12 protein-coding genes are annotated in these 15,116 nt (G+C 32.4%); 5 read left to right on the top strand and 7 right to left on the bottom strand.

The features are described 5' to 3' along the window. Positions 1-29: 29 nt before the first annotated feature. The 4 genes from AC1Q5Z_RS22760 to AC1Q5Z_RS22745 form a co-directional block, all read right to left on the bottom strand. A complete protein-coding gene (locus AC1Q5Z_RS22760; protein ID WP_492446989.1) occupies positions 30-530 on the bottom strand; it encodes a GNAT family N-acetyltransferase in 501 nt (166 codons plus the stop codon). Positions 531-659: 129 nt separating this feature from the next. Then, positions 660-1,028: a hypothetical protein gene (locus AC1Q5Z_RS22755; RefSeq protein WP_492446987.1), complete on the bottom strand. Its 369-nt coding sequence runs from the start codon at positions 1,026-1,028 to the stop codon at positions 660-662. Between the two features lie 46 nt (positions 1,029-1,074). Continuing rightward, complete coding sequence (locus tag AC1Q5Z_RS22750; RefSeq protein ID WP_492446985.1) at positions 1,075-1,770, bottom strand: LytR/AlgR family response regulator transcription factor; 696 nt, start codon at positions 1,768-1,770, stop codon at positions 1,075-1,077. Then, positions 1,767-2,789: a sensor histidine kinase gene (locus AC1Q5Z_RS22745; protein WP_492446983.1), complete on the bottom strand. Its 1,023-nt coding sequence runs from the start codon at positions 2,787-2,789 to the stop codon at positions 1,767-1,769. The genes AC1Q5Z_RS22750 and AC1Q5Z_RS22745 overlap by 4 nt, the downstream gene beginning before the upstream one ends. A gap of 141 nt (positions 2,790-2,930) precedes the next feature. Here AC1Q5Z_RS22745 and AC1Q5Z_RS22740 point away from each other — a divergent pair, with 141 nt between their 5' ends. The 3 genes from AC1Q5Z_RS22740 (at position 2,931) to AC1Q5Z_RS22730 (ending at position 6,954) form a co-directional block, all read left to right on the top strand. After that, positions 2,931-5,318: a TonB-dependent receptor domain-containing protein gene (locus AC1Q5Z_RS22740; RefSeq protein WP_492446981.1), complete on the top strand. Its 2,388-nt coding sequence runs from the start codon at positions 2,931-2,933 to the stop codon at positions 5,316-5,318. A gap of 169 nt (positions 5,319-5,487) precedes the next feature. Continuing rightward, positions 5,488-6,075: a TetR/AcrR family transcriptional regulator gene (locus AC1Q5Z_RS22735; protein WP_343586494.1), complete on the top strand. Its 588-nt coding sequence runs from the start codon at positions 5,488-5,490 to the stop codon at positions 6,073-6,075. Positions 6,076-6,144: 69 nt separating this feature from the next. Next, positions 6,145-6,954 (top strand): SDR family NAD(P)-dependent oxidoreductase, encoded by an 810-nt coding sequence (locus AC1Q5Z_RS22730; RefSeq protein WP_343586496.1) that lies wholly within the window; start codon positions 6,145-6,147, stop codon positions 6,952-6,954. Between the two features lie 274 nt (positions 6,955-7,228). Here AC1Q5Z_RS22730 and AC1Q5Z_RS22725 read toward each other — a convergent pair whose 3' ends face one another. The 3 genes from AC1Q5Z_RS22725 to AC1Q5Z_RS22715 all read right to left on the bottom strand — a co-directional run bounded on the left by AC1Q5Z_RS22725 (position 7,229) and on the right by AC1Q5Z_RS22715 (position 11,477). Then, complete coding sequence (locus tag AC1Q5Z_RS22725; RefSeq protein ID WP_343586498.1) at positions 7,229-8,326, bottom strand: PepSY-associated TM helix domain-containing protein; 1,098 nt, start codon at positions 8,324-8,326, stop codon at positions 7,229-7,231. Between the two features lie 55 nt (positions 8,327-8,381). Further along, positions 8,382-10,763, bottom strand: a complete 2,382-nt coding sequence (locus AC1Q5Z_RS22720) for a TonB-dependent siderophore receptor (RefSeq protein ID WP_492446979.1) — start codon at positions 10,761-10,763, stop codon at positions 8,382-8,384. Between the two features lie 141 nt (positions 10,764-10,904). After that, positions 10,905-11,477, bottom strand: coding sequence for a hypothetical protein (locus AC1Q5Z_RS22715; protein ID WP_492446977.1), 573 nt, complete (start codon positions 11,475-11,477; stop codon positions 10,905-10,907). A gap of 331 nt (positions 11,478-11,808) precedes the next feature. Between AC1Q5Z_RS22715 and AC1Q5Z_RS22710 the strand changes: the two genes are divergently transcribed. Continuing rightward, positions 11,809-12,708, top strand: a complete 900-nt coding sequence (locus AC1Q5Z_RS22710; RefSeq protein ID WP_492446975.1) for a carbohydrate kinase family protein — start codon at positions 11,809-11,811, stop codon at positions 12,706-12,708. Between the two features lie 157 nt (positions 12,709-12,865). Next, complete coding sequence (locus tag AC1Q5Z_RS22705; RefSeq protein ID WP_198858052.1) at positions 12,866-15,043, top strand: HAD-IIB family hydrolase; 2,178 nt, start codon at positions 12,866-12,868, stop codon at positions 15,041-15,043. Positions 15,044-15,116: the final 73 nt, after the last annotated feature.

Raw genomic sequence — 15,116 nt, 5'->3', positions numbered from 1 at the left:
TTAAAGTTTTAATACCATCATAAATGAAATTATGATCTCTCTATTTTAAAATAAGCAAGTTCCTCCTCGTTTCTTATCAGATTGCTTAATCGCTTAAAACCAACTTTTTGTAACACATTTTGAGATCCAGTGTTCTCAAGATCTGTTATGGCGACCACTTCATTTGTATTTGTATTTTCAAAACAATACTGAGTTATAGCGCTGCATACTTCTGTAGCAATACCTTTTCCCCAGTATTCCTTACTAAGCACATACCCTATCTCTATCTGATCTGTATTGTGTACAAAAATACGGGCAACACACATTCCTATAAAACCATTATCCGCAGGGTCAAATATCGCCCATCGGCTCAGATTTTTGTTTTTATAATTTTCTAGCAGTTCGCTAAACATTTCGATATATCTTTCAGGTGAAGTATTAGGAAGATATTGCGTCACTTGATTATCTTCAAAAAGGTCTAAGAATGTCTGTTTTTCCTCAGGCAAAAATTCGCGTATAATTATTTTGGGGCTTTGATAGATAATATGCATTTGGTACTATTAATATAAATGAATTAGAATCTGTCATCTAAAATCAGTAACAGGATTTCTCTTTTGTAAATATATCGAAAATTTCCAATCATAAAAAAGCACTGATTGGTGCAAGGGAATAAAACAAAATTAAAAATAGTCAGAATCTTTCATCCATGTTATCTGATCATCCTCATGAAATATTGGACAAAGAATTATACTTTTCTCGCCTTTCTCATTGAGAATATACCAATCTGTAGCAGTATCAACTATTAAATCAAGAAATTTTTTTTCCTCTTCCGCTTGAGCAAAAATCAAATCATCATCCTGAACTCCTTCCCCTAATAAAATGCTATCTTCTATAGAGAATTTTATAAAGTCAGCTAAATGTTTATTTTCAGATGGTTCAGCCAAATAATCAAATTTAAACGAAATATTACCAGAGCTTCTCATATCCCAATTGGTTTCAACAATCGATCCGATATTAAGGTCTCTCCAATACAATTCCAACTTCTTCATTTCTTTTTAGTTTACTTTAATTTTCTATTTATAAAAAATTCTAGACTTACATCAACCACTCAGTAACCAATTTCCTATACGTCTCTCCTATTGGCAAAGCATTTCCGCTTTTCATTACAATCTGGTTTCCATCTATTACCTTTATTTTATCCTTTGGAATAATATAAGAACGATGAATTCGAATAAACTGATTAGGAAGTTTCTCCAAAATATCTTTCATATTCTCCAGTGCCATTATCTTTTCGTCATTGGTATGAATGCGAATATAATCACGTAATCCTTCAATATATAAAATATCGTTTAGAGCAATTTTATAATGCTTTCGGTCAGCTTTTACAAATAGATAATCATCTCCTGCTTTTTCAGGAGTTTGAAAAGTTTCCTGCCAACGAATGAACTTTTCTACACTTTGATAAAAACGGTTAAAAGTAATGGGTTTTAACAAATAATCGATCACATGAAACTGAAAAGCTTCCAGGGCATATTGCGGATAAGCTGATGTAATAATGAAATTATACTTCTGATTGAACATCTGCATCAATTCAATTCCAGTCAATTGCGGCATCTGGATATCAATAAAAATCAAATCAACAGATTCAGCGTTTAGAATTTCAATTGCTTTAAAAACATCGCTGTCGGCGTATAAAACATTTAATCTTGAAATTTTAGAAGCATAATCAGCAATTAATTTTACAGCAAACGGTTCGTCGTCTAGAATAATGCAGTTTATTTTTTTATTCATTTTAAATCTATTTCAAGTTCGGCTGTAAAATGGTTTTCTTCTTTGGTGATTTTAATTTGGTGCTTTTCGGGATAATGAATCTGTAAACGCTTTTGCAAATTATCTAAACCAATTCCGCCCAAACTATCTTTTTTCTGTGTTCCAATTCTATTTTTCACTTTAAAATTCAAATGATTTTCCGAAACTTTCAATTCTATTTTTATCGATTCAGAGTTAGAAACCGTTCCATGTTTTAAAGCATTTTCGACCAAAGGCGATAAAATATACGGCGGAATTTCTTCTAACTCATTTTTGATTTCGACATTAAAATCAACCAAAAGATTCTCTTGATGCCTCAATTCTTCGAGCTCAATATATGCTTTTATATACTCAACTTCATCTGCTAATTTAATCTTTTCTTTCTGCGATTCGTAAGTGGTAAAACGCATAATTTTACTTAATTTATCAATTGCCATTAATGATTTATCCGATTGAAAATAAACCATTGAGTAGATATTATTTAAAGTATTAAATACAAAGTGCGGATTAATTTGTGCTTTCAAGAATTTGATTTCAGTGTTCTTATTTTCTTCCAAAATGAGCTTGTTATATTCTAAAAGACGAATCGAATAAATCACAAACCAAAGAAACGAACTCAAGATGATTGACATACTGCTGTAATGCAAATTGTCTAGCATATAATTTAGAAAATTTATATTGGTATAATTTACTCTATCAAACAAAAGTTTGGTTATGATTTGCTCTAAAACAAATCTTAGAAAAGTAAAAATGAGATATGAAACGAAAACTCCCGCGAAAAGTCTTTTCCAATTGAAAACTTTGAAAACCTTTTTCATTACGATCAAATAATGAAAATAAAACGTAATAATGAAAACAATAAAATAAGTGCAAAGAAATAGATCAGGTACAGAAAATCGTGCTCCAATCGGATTTTTCACGAAAGTGAAATACGAAATTAAAAGCCAATAAATAATATGAATTAAGCATTCGAGTTTTTTGGTAATAGTGCCTTTGTACATTCGGTTTGATTTTAAAACAAAGATATACATTCAGTAAAAAGCATTTTAACGGGTTTGCAGATTAATCGAAGGGGTTTGTCGATAAAAGTGGTTTTTAGGTTTTAATTCTAACAGTTTTGTCTTGTAATTAAATTCAAAACCATGAACAGAATCTTTTTAGTATCAATTTTATTTCTATTTCAAATTAACGTATTCGCACAACAATTTTCAGTAAAAGGAAAAATCATCAATCAGAATAAAACACCGCTGGAATTTGCAACGGCATCTTTATTAAAAGGAGACAAAACTTTATATCTACAAGCTTCAACTGATAGTTTAGGTAATTTTATTTTAAATCCTGAAAAAGGGAACTATAGATTAATTATAGAACAATTTGGAACCGAATTCAACAACAAAGAAATAATCGTAAATCAAGATCTTGATTTAGGAATAATTGAAGTGAAAGAATTAGTGCAATTAGACGGCGTAACTATAAAATCAAGAAAAAAACTGGTAGAACAAAAAGTAGATCGATTGGTTTTTAATGTCGAAAATTCTGTTGTTGCAACTGGCGGAACAGCTTTAGACGCTTTAAAATCGACACCAACAGTTAGAGTTCAGAATGAAACGATTTCTATTGTTGGAAAAGGAGAAGTTTTGGTTATGATTGATGATCGTTTGAATAAAATGACACAGGAAGATCTCGTTGCATTTCTTAGATCCATTCCTGCTGATAACATAAAAAGTATCGAAGTAATTACAACACCTCCAGCAAAATATGAAGCGGAAGGAAACAGCGGTTTAATCAATATTAAACTAAAAACTGCTAAAGCAAATTCTTGGACAGCAAATCTTGGCTCTACTTATGTACAAAGAAGTTACGCAAGCGGAAACATAAACGGATTATTTATCTACAACTACAATAAATTGTCGCTTCAGGCTTCAATTAATAAAGGAACAGATCAATTTCGCACTACTTCAGATAATAGAATTTATTATCCAAATGAAGTTTGGAAACAAGATATTACAACCAAATCAAGAACCCATTTATTGAGCATTGGTTTTGGTGCCGATTATAAGCTGACCGAAAATTGGACTTCTGGAGTAAAATATCTAGGAAGTTTTAATGACAGAAATGCAGCAAATAATCCGTTGACGACTCGTTACAATACTGCTGGAGAAATCAATTCTTATATTTTGTCTGATGTGAATGCGGAAAACAAACCGAAAATGAATTCTATAAATTGGAATAACGTTTTTAACTTAAATAATGAAGGCAAAAATATTACGGTTGATTTGGATTATTTCAATTATCAAAAAGACGATTCTCGTACATTTTCAGGAAATGAAATAGACAACCAAAACGAAAATATTCCCGAAACTTATTTTGCTGCAATCAATTCTAACTTAAACCGATTGAAAAATTATTCAGCAAAAATTGACTTTTCGTTTCCTTATTCTTGGGCAAATATTAGTTTTGGAGGAAAAGGATTTTATACCAACACCAAAAACAATCTGACCGTTTTTGATAACGAAACTGGAACTCCGATTCTGGACACCAATTATTCTAATATATTCACATACAAAGAATACAATGAAGCAATATATTTTTCTGCAAATAAAAAATTAAGCGAAAAATGGGAAACACAAATTGGCTTAAGAACTGAAGCTACACAAACAGAAGGCTATTCTGAAAATCTAAACCAAACTAATAAAAACAACTATATTAAATTGTTTCCAACGGCTTACGTGACTTACAATGCAAACGATAACAATTCGTATTCTTTAAATTACAGCCGAAGAATCCGCCGACCAGATTTTGACTACTTGAATCCGTTTGTCATTAGAACCAGTCCGTTTTACTATTCTCAAGGAAATCCGTTCTTAAAACCTTCTATTATAGATAATTTTGAGTTTTCTTATATTAGAAATCAAAAATGGGTTAATACGGTTTATTTTTCTCAGGTTTCAAATTTCGGGCAAGAATTAGCCATTATAGATCCTGAAACGAATATTACCAAAAGTACACCAATCAACTATGCTGACACTTACCAAATCGGTCTTTCAACATACTACAATTTCAATAAATATTCTTGGTGGAACAGCTTTATGGGATTTAATTTAAACTATCAAAATGTAAAATCTAGAACCAATTTAATTGCTTCTGTAGATGGCTACAACGGTTATATTTATAGCAATAATGATTTTACAATAAATCAATCTAAAACTCTTTTTCTAGGTTTAAATTATGGTTTGCAATTGCCAGGACGCTATCAAGTTTTTAATATCTCTACTTTGAATATTTTGGATGTTTCTGTGAAATTTCTAGCCTTAAAAAAGAACCTTTCAATCACTTTAACTGGAGAAGATGTATTGAATGCCCAAAAACCTTTAATTTCTTATTATTCAAACGGAATTAAAAACACAATGAAAAATTATGGCGATTCAAGAGCTTTTAGAATTGCTTTGAGTTATAAATTCGGGAACCAAAATGTGAAATCTAAAGAACGAAACTTTGGAAATGAAGAGGAAAGAAATCGTGCGAATTAGTTTTTTACAATAAACTCAATTGAGACAAAACAGCTTTAAACATTACCGTTTCCAAATGTTTGAAGCTGTTTTATCTCTTTAAAAAACAATCAAATACATAAAAAAAGCATTATTTGTTTGTTTTTATGACCAATCGGTCATATATTTGCGTCGTTAAATACAATCTACCATGACAAAAGGTGAAGAAACCAGACAATTTATTATAGAAAAAGCCGCTCCTATTTTTAATACAAAAGGAATTGCAGCTACTTCTATGAGCGATATTATGGAGGCTACGAAATTGTCTAAAGGAAGTATGTATGTACATTTTGAAAACAAAGATGTTTTGGCCTGCGCAGCTGTAGATCATAATATGAAAATATTAAGTTCTAAACTTGAAAATGCACTTAGACAAGGACAAAGTGCCAAAGATCAGCTTTTTGCTTATATCGATTTTTTTAGCAACCCAATCAATCCACCCGTAATTGGCGGATGTCCTTTACTAAACTTTGGAACCGAAGCAGACGACACAAACCCAATTGTGAAAGAAAAAGTAAACGCTGCCATCAAACGCGGACAAGTGCTTTTAACTTCGATTATAGAAAAAGGAATTGCCGATAAAGAATTTGATTCTGATTGGAATGCATCAGAATTTGCCATTACACTTTTTGCTATGCTTGAAGGAGGACACTTAATGTCTCGAGTGTCTGGCAATAACGACAACATGAAAACAATAGAGAAAACGCTTAAAAAAATTATATCTGAAAAATTGATATAATTTTTTTTATCATAAAAATGACCGATTGGTCATAAATAAATTTTTAATTAATTATAAAAAACAAATACCATGTCAAAAACAATTTTAATTACAGGAGCTTCAAAAGGATTTGGAAGAGCTTGGACAGAAGCTTTTTTAGCAAAAGGATACAATGTAGCAGCAACAGCTAGAAATCTAGAAACATTAAACGATTTAAAAGAAAAATACGGAAACGCAATTTTACCTTTAAAATTGGATGTAAACAATCGTTTAGAATCTCTAGATGTAGTTCAGAAAGCAAAACAGCATTTTGGAACCATTGATGTTTTGATCAACAATGCGGGATATGCACTTACAGGCGCGGTTGAAGAAGCAAACGAACAAGAAGCTAGAGAACAATTTGAAACCAATTTCTTCGGGACATTATGGTTAACACAAGCTGTTATTCCAATTATGAGAGAACAAAAAAGCGGTCATATTATCCAAGTTTCTTCTATTTTAGGATTGGCGACTTTACCAACGGGAATGGGACTTTACAGCGCTTCTAAATTTGCTATTGAAGGTTTAAGTGAAACATTGGCATCTGAGGTAAAACAATTCGGAATCAACGTTACTTTATTGGAACCTAACGGGTATGAGTCTAACATCTGGCATACTGGAATTACCAGCGAAAGTTTGCCATATTATGACGAAATCAAAAAAGCTTTAGCAGAAAGAGAAAACATTTTTGGTAAAGTTGAAGCGACTGCTCCAATAGTGGTAAAATTAGTAGAAAACGAAAATCCACCTTTACGTTTGTTACTTGGAAAAGTGGCATTTCCGTTTGTAAAACAAAGTTACGATCAAAGGTTAGAAAGCTGGGAAAAATGGAATGATGTTTCAGTTGAAGCGCATGGTTAATTAATTCGGTACCTTAACGAGGCAAAGTTATCATTCCGTAGGAATGTTTGGTTGGTAGAAACCAGAATAATAACCACATGTACGTTCCGTAGGAACGTTTGATATACGCCAACATAAAAAATGATAAAAACCAAACGTTCCTACGGAACGTAAAACTAATGACAACAACATTGTTTCTACCAACGAAATGTTCCTACGGAACAAGATAGATTTATCTAAAAATAGAAAAGCGCAAAATCAGATACATTTTGCGCTTTTTTTATTTGAAATAATATTATGCTTTAACCTTTTTCTTCTTAGACTTCTTCCCTTTCTTCCACCAAATTATAAATCCAGTTATAGGCAAAGAAGCGCCAATTAAACTGACCAAACTCCAGATTATTTTTCCTGTAAGCCCAAAGAAAACTCCTGTATGCAAGTCATGATTACTTGCTTCATAAATATCAGCAGTGTTATTGTCTTTATATAATTTGGTTCGCGACAACTGCCCTGTTTTTCCATCAAAGAAAAGCGTATTTTGATTTCTTGCCCAATCATTTGGATACGTCATTCTTAATCGCAGTTCTCCTGTTTTTCTAATTGAAAACGAAACCGAAGTTGCGCCTGGATATTTCGCATTTGCACTTTCGTAAATGTTATTATATCGAACAGGAATTGTAGTCGAATCAATTTTAGCGTTAGAAACCACTTCATCTCCTTTTCTAAGTTTGGTTCCCGTTACTAAACTAACTCCTTTTTTAACCGTATCATATTTGAAATACGTTCCAGAAAAGGCAATTAAAAGCAGAAATATCGAAGCATAAAATCCTAAAACTTGGTGCAAATCAAAATTGACTCTTTTGAATGAACCGCTCCACTTTATTTTTAAAGATTGCTTAAGCAAGCGTCTTTGGTTTGGAAACCATAAAATTAATCCCGATATGAGCATAATGATAAAAATTACCACTGCCCAACCTTGAATAAATTCACCAACTTCTCCTAACAACAAAGTACGATGTATTTCTAGTACAGTATTCAACCAATCTGCTCCTTGCTGATTGATTAAAGTTCCATCGTATGGATTGAAATAATAAGTCTTTTTCTTTTTTGTCGAAATTTCAACAGCAGCATTTGGTTCTTCCTTATTTATTTTTAAAGCTGTGATTTTCTGCTTTGGTTCCAGTTTTTCATAGTTTTCAATTATAGTTTTTAAACCTATAAATGGCTTTTCCTGAACGGGAACGTGCAGATATTCTTTGTTGGCAAAATCACGTATCTCTTCTTCAAAAACATAAAGAAATCCAGTTATGCTCACTATAAAAACAATGAGGCCCGATGCTAAACCGAGCCACAAATGTATTTGTCTGATAGTATTTTTAAAACCTTTGGTCATAATTTGCAATAAAATCCAAATGTAGAAATATCATTTTAAATGACGAATTGTATTCTTAGAATTTAAACGTAATATTTCCTGTAACTCTTGTTGGGTTTTGAGCTGCTAAACGATATGACCAGTATTTCTCATTCGTAAGATTGTCGACTTTTAATCCTAATCTAAATTTTGGTCTGTCATAAAATACAGAAGCATCCAAAACGGTATAAGACGGAATACTGAATTTGAAAGTCGTTGTATTCGTTTGATAATACTCGCTTCCATAAATTCCACCAAATCCAAATCCAAGACCAGAAGCCGCTCCTTCGGTTAATCTATAACTTGCCCAAAGATTTGCAGTTGTAGGCGAACCAGCAGTTGTAGGTCTTAAGCCATTAATGCTTGGGTTGGCTTTTGTATATTCACTATCATTATAAGTATAACCGGCAACAATATTTAAACCTTTAATAGGATTAGCGATTAATTCTGCTTCAAAACCTTTACTCAATTGTGTTCCGTCTTGAATCTGAAAGTTTACGTGATCTGGATCGTCACGAGTTACGTTTGTAACTTTGATGTCGTAATAACTAAAAGTTGCGCTAATTTTATTAAAGTCAAATTTAACTCCACCTTCTAATTGATTTGCCTGATTTGGTTTAAAAGTATTTCCATTAAAATCAGATCCTCCCACATTATTAAATCCGTTCATGTAGTTTCCGAAAATAGAAACCTTATCTTTAACCACTTGGTAAACAGCTCCCAATCTAGGAGAAAATGCCGTCTGATTGTAATTTCCAGCAATAGAATCACGGCTAGGGTAATATACTCCTTTATTGATATAACGATCAGCTCTAACACCTCCCATTACCAACAATCTATCAGTAACATTCAAAACATCAGAAACATAAGCACTATAAGTTCTTTCATCATTTGAAACCATATTAGTGTACGTCGCATTTGCAAATAAAGGTTCTATTTTATTGATTGTAAAATTGTTATACGCATCTCCTGGTTTTCTAAAATTAAGTGCTGGCATGTTTACCGTTGCATCATTACGTGTTGCACGAAGACTGTAAAAATCTAAACCTGCCACAACTCTATTACGCAATTTTCCGATTTTAAAATCTCCGTTAAAGTTTTGCTGAATATCTGTACCGTAATAAGGATAATCTTGATTGGTAACTTGTTGTCTCAATGTTTCATTGCTTAACATAGTCAAAGCCACAACATATCCTTCAGATGAAGATCTTGTTCGCGAAACAATAGTTTGTGAAGTCCATTCGTCTGAAATTTTATATTTCAATTGAGCAAAAATATTATATTGCTGACCCGTATAATTTACAGTATTATTAGCAAAAGAAAGATTGTACGGAATTCCTAATTCTTCGATGCTATGAGCAGTTGCATCCGCTTTTGTATAAGGCGTTAATCTTGTTGGAGATGTTCCTTTAGAAACACTAAATTCAGCATCGATTAATAAAGTCAATCTATCATTCACTTCATAAGAGAAACTCGGTGCGATGAAAAAACTTTTATTAAATCCTGCGTCTTGAAAGCTTCTTTCGCTATGTAAAGCAGTATTAATTCTAAAAAGAGCCGTTTTATCTTCGTTAAGAGGCGTGTTAATATCAGCCGTCAAACGATTCAAATCCCAATCTCCAGCCGAATACGACACTTCTCCTTTAAAGAAATTAAAAGGCTTTTTTGTAACTCTATTGAACAATCCGCCAAAAGAAGAAATCGTACTTCCAAACAAAGTTGCAGATGGTCCTTTTATGACTTCAATACGCTCTAAATTGGATGGATCAATTGTATTATAAGTAAAACTTCCAACCCCATTTCTAACTAACTGAGGCGTTGCAAAACCTCTAGAAATGTTAGTTGTTCTTCCTTGGTTTCTCACTTCAGAAATACCAGCTCCAGGAACGTTTTTAAAAGCACTATTATAATCTGTAATTACCTGCTCTTTCATTAGCTCCTTGCTTACAATTGTATAAACCTGAGGATTTTCCATGTTTTTCAGTTTCATTTTAGAAACTTCTTCACTTTCCTTTCTTGCAAATCGGTTTCCTCCAGAACTTACAATTACCTCTTCTAATTTTTGCGAAGTATAAGCCATTTCAAAATCAAGAGTAACTTCTGTGTTATTCTGATCAACAATAACAGAAGCTGGAGAAGATTCGTAACCATTCAATTTTATTTCTACGAAATAAGTTCCGAAAGGAATATTTTTTAATTGATACGTACCATCAGAATCGGTCGTTGTAGTTTTATTTAATTCTGAAATTTTAACTGTTGCTCCTTGTAAAGAATTTCCGTCTTTAAGAAGAGCCTTACCCGAAATTGAACCAACAGTAGATTGAGAAAAAGCCGTTTCTGAACATGAAAAAAGAATCAAAAAGGCTGTAAACACTTGACACAAAACACTGTTTTTAAGTGTTTTAAAAATTGTTTTCATATAAAATTTATAATTTATCCTTATTTAGACTGGTTACAAATATATAAATGAGAACTGACTTCTTAGGAAAAGATTAAAACTTTCTTAAAAAATAATTAAAAACAAACAATGAGATTTCTCGCGTCTTAAAAAGAGCTATGATTATAGAAGATTACCTTCCCAATCAGTTTTCTTTGGAACAAACATTTTATGCCATTTTTCTACAAAGACATTTATGTTTTGCATATCAGATTGAATCAATTTCGAAAGTTTAGCGACTTCGCTTTTATAATCACTTTTAGAATAAAATTTCCCAAGTTTATGTTCTGGTAAAAAAAGCATATAGAATAATGGAGGACCTTTGTATTCGTCACTTCTTAATCTCATTTTAGTTGAAATCTTGTCTGGAGTTCCAAATTCTAAACCATCAAAATCTTTTAAAAGTGATAATGAATTTAAAGCAGGACTAAGCTCATAAATATTCAAATGAATTTGAATCCACTTTTCGCCATTAATTATACTGACAGAAAGTTGTTCTAAATAATTTTCTGAAGATAATCTGCTAAAATCATAAATATAGCCGCGGCTGTTTCGATCATATTGCCCGTGCCATGAAGTTTTAAATGGAGAAAGCTCAAAACCATTTTTTAATGAAGAAGGAATTCCGACTTCTTTAAAAATTTCATTTCTAACTTTGAGAAGCTCCTTGTCTTCAACTTTGTAAAATAATTTCATTTAAATTTTAAATAGTTTTTGAAAGTAAAATTTTATTAGCAAACCGTTATAGTACAATTTTGATCCGCTTTAAATTCATTTAGAAGTAACTTTTATAAAATTATAAGAAAATAACGTTTTAACCCTTTTTACCTTCTTATAAGTTCTATTTTCATAAAAAAAAGACTACCTATTCAACAAATATAAATTAAAAATTTAGACTTTTTAAAATGAACAGATTGTTATGATTTTTAGATTTGGGTTGCAGAAACCGTTATTCTTTTTTATTTTTATGAAATCGTGTGAAACTCTAATCACTTGATTTAATGTTTTAAAATAAGAGAAAAACAAAATGAGCAACAACAAAAAACTAAAAGCTGTAGCTTTCGGAGAAGTACTTTGGGATATTTTTGGTAATGAAAAAAAAATTGGCGGAGCGCCTTTAAATGTGGCACTTCGCATGAAAGCACTGGGTGTTGATTCTAATATGATTAGCTGTGTAGGAAATGATGAAGATGGAGAAGCAATTATAGATGAAGTCAACAAATTAGGCCTTGAAACCAAAACTATTCTAAAATCTGACGATTTCCCTACAGGATTGGTAAATGTAACATTAGACGAAAGTAAATCTGCGACTTATGAAATTATTTATCCTTCTGCTTGGGACAAGATTATTTTAAACGAAGAAGCAAGAGAATTAGTCATAAACTCAGATGTTTTAATCTACGGAAGTTTGGTTTGCAGAGATGAAGTTTCTAGAGAAGCTTTAGACGAATTACTCAACACGCACACTTATAAAGTTTTTGATGTTAATCTTCGAAAACCGCATTATGATTACGAAATTCTGCAACACTTAATGCAATCGGCTAATTTTATCAAATTTAATGATGAAGAGCTAATGGAAATCAGCGCCGCTTTAGATTCTCCTTACAATACTTTAGAAGAAAATATGAATTTCATCTGTTCTTTAACCAATGCCACAGCAATTTGTGTTACAAGAGGAAAAGATGGAGCCTTGCTTTTATGGGATAAACATCTTTATGAAAATGAAGGTTATACAATAAAAGTTGAAGACACGGTTGGTGCTGGAGATTCTTTCTTGGGCGCTTTGATCACCTCCCTTTTAAACGGAAAAGAACCGCAAGCAGCTTTAAATTTTGCCTGCGCAACAGGAGCTTTAGTCGCTGGTTCAGCTGGCGGAAATCCTAAAATTTCAATATTTGATATAGAAAATTTAATTAATAAAAATTAAAAATATGAAAAGCCTGATTCTAAACATCAGGCTTTTTTTATAGTTATAACATTCTATTTTTCTTCCAAACATGGGAAATATGTAAATTTAAAATGGAATTATTTCGTCCTAATCAAGAGGAGCGCAGTAAATTGCAAATCCAATAAAATAAGGAAGAATGATGAAAAAACTACGAATTTCACTTATCAATATCCACGGACTTTTGAAAGGTTCTGGTCTCGAAATCGGTCGAGATGCTGACAACGGAGGTCAGACCAAATACATATACGAATTAGCAGAGTTTTTATCGCAGCATGAAGATGTCGAACACGTTCATATTTTTACAAGATTAATAGATGATCCCGCCCTTTCGCCAGAATACTCAGTACCTGTAGAAATTATAAATGACAAACTGGATATAAGGCGAATTCCGTTTCTGGGAAAAAAATATAAAGCAAAAGAACAGCTTTGGGAAGGTCTAGATACTTTTGTGAACGGCGCGATGCAACACATCAAACAACACAATATTTTCCCAGATTGGATTCACTCTCATTATGCTGACGCAGGTTACGCCGCAGCCGAATTATCGTCAGTTTTGAATATACCTTTCGCTCATACTGGACATTCTCTAGGATTCTACAAAAAGAGGAAATTAATCGAAAGCGGAGAAACTGAGGAAGAATTGGAGAAAAAGTTCAAGTTTAAAGCCCGAATTGCTGCTGAAGAAAGAACCTTAGAACTCGCAGAATTTATTGTCACTTCTACCGAACAGGAAATTGAGACCTACAAAGCATATAAAAATTTTGAATTAGGAAAATACCACGCGATCTCTCCCGGAATTGACACCAGAAAATTTGTTCCTTATTATTATCAAGAAAACGATTCGGATAAACATATGGAAGAAGCGCAACGAAAATATTGGGTTGCCGAAAGTATTTCTAAATTTCTTACCAATCCGCACAAGCCAATTATTCTGGCACTTTCACGACCTGATCGCCATAAAAACTTGAATACCTTAATTGAAGTTTACGGAAAAGACAAAGAACTGCAAAGTATGGCTAATTTGGTCATTTTTGCCGGTATTCGAAAAGACATTGCTAAAATGCCAGAATCTGAAAAAAACGTTTTAACCGATTTGCTTCTTTTGATGGATAAATACGATTTGTACGGAAAAATGGCAATTCCGAAGAAACATGATGTTGAAAATGAAGTTTCGATTATCTATCGTTATGCTGCAGAAAAAAGAGGCGTTTTTGTGAATTTAGCTTTGCATGAAAACTTCGGATTGACCGTTATCGAATCGGCTAGTTCGGGACTTCCAGTTGTCGTGACAAAAAACGGCGGACCTTCAGAAATAATTCCTGTTTGCCAGAACGGAGAATTGGTAAATCCGCAAGAAGAAAGCCAGATCAAAAAAGCACTCCGAAATATTTTAACCGATGAAAATCGATGGAAATATTACTCCAATAATGGTGCAACTAATATTCAAAAATATTACAGTTGGATAAGCCATGTTAACCATTATGTAGATTTAATCAATGAAAATCTATCAGTTTCTTCAACCGGAATCAAAAAACAGCACTATCCAAATATCAATATCAGCCGATTAAAACGAAAAATAGATCACTTATTGGTTTCTGATATTGACGGAACTTTAATTGAACCAAAACTAGCAAATCCGGGTTTGAAAGAATTAAAAGCGCATTTGACCAACCGAACCGAAAAAATGGCTTTTGCAATGGCTTCTGGACGAAATTTAGCGCTTGTTAAAAAAGTAATTGATGAAGAAGAGTTTCCGCTACCCGACTTTATTATTTGTTCTGTCGGAACCGAAATTTATTACACCAATGGAAAGGACTATATTTTGGATAAAGGTTGGGCAAAATTTCTTGCAGGAAGATGGAAACGAGAAGATATTGTCAATAGATTGAAAGACATTAAATGGATAAAAATTCAGGAAGAAGAAGCTCAAAACCCTTATAAAATCTCATATTATTATGATAAAGAACACTACAATCATGATGAACTGATTACTGCTTTGGGAACGGGCTGGTACAAAGTCAACATTATTCCGAGTCATGGGCAGTTTTTAGATTTTATTCCCAAAAGAGCTTCAAAAGGAAATGCGATTAAGTTCTTGTGCAGAAAATGGTCAATACCGTTAAGTAATGTAATTGCGGCAGGAGATTCCGGAAATGATGTCGATATGTTTAGAGGTTCTGTAAAAGGAATTATTGTTGGAAACCGAAGCGCAGAACTTGCCGATTATGAAACAACAAAAAGCATTTATGTCGCTAAAAATTCAGCTTCAGAAGGAATTTTGGAAGGTTTAAAACATTATAAAGTCATAAAATAATTCATTCGTTGAGCATAAAAAATAAGCCACTAATTGCACAAATTTTCACGAATTTTTAATTAGGCAAAAATCT

It is taken from the genome of Flavobacterium sp. GW823-FHT06G12 (assembly GCF_058794775.1).
This window is presented reverse-complemented; position numbering and strand designations above follow the sequence as displayed.

Excerpts from the sequence above, each read along its gene's own strand:
- AC1Q5Z_RS22730 (WP_343586496.1), top strand. The coding sequence starts at position 6,145 with ATGTCAAAAACAATTTTAATTACAGGAGCTTCAAAAGGATTTGGAAGA.
- AC1Q5Z_RS22745 (WP_492446983.1), bottom strand. The coding sequence starts at position 2,789 with ATGTACAAAGGCACTATTACCAAAAAACTCGAATGCTTAATTCATATT.
- AC1Q5Z_RS22760 (WP_492446989.1), bottom strand. The coding sequence starts at position 530 with ATGCATATTATCTATCAAAGCCCCAAAATAATTATACGCGAATTTTTG.
- AC1Q5Z_RS22735 (WP_343586494.1), top strand. The coding sequence starts at position 5,488 with ATGACAAAAGGTGAAGAAACCAGACAATTTATTATAGAAAAAGCCGCT.
- AC1Q5Z_RS22705 (WP_198858052.1), top strand. The coding sequence starts at position 12,866 with ATGATGAAAAAACTACGAATTTCACTTATCAATATCCACGGACTTTTG.
- AC1Q5Z_RS22750 (WP_492446985.1), bottom strand. The coding sequence starts at position 1,770 with ATGAATAAAAAAATAAACTGCATTATTCTAGACGACGAACCGTTTGCT.
- AC1Q5Z_RS22715 (WP_492446977.1), bottom strand. The coding sequence starts at position 11,477 with ATGAAATTATTTTACAAAGTTGAAGACAAGGAGCTTCTCAAAGTTAGA.
- AC1Q5Z_RS22740 (WP_492446981.1), top strand. The coding sequence starts at position 2,931 with ATGAACAGAATCTTTTTAGTATCAATTTTATTTCTATTTCAAATTAAC.
- AC1Q5Z_RS22710 (WP_492446975.1), top strand. The coding sequence starts at position 11,809 with ATGAGCAACAACAAAAAACTAAAAGCTGTAGCTTTCGGAGAAGTACTT.
- AC1Q5Z_RS22755 (WP_492446987.1), bottom strand. The coding sequence starts at position 1,028 with ATGAAGAAGTTGGAATTGTATTGGAGAGACCTTAATATCGGATCGATT.
- AC1Q5Z_RS22725 (WP_343586498.1), bottom strand. The coding sequence starts at position 8,326 with ATGACCAAAGGTTTTAAAAATACTATCAGACAAATACATTTGTGGCTC.
- AC1Q5Z_RS22720 (WP_492446979.1), bottom strand. The coding sequence starts at position 10,763 with ATGAAAACAATTTTTAAAACACTTAAAAACAGTGTTTTGTGTCAAGTG.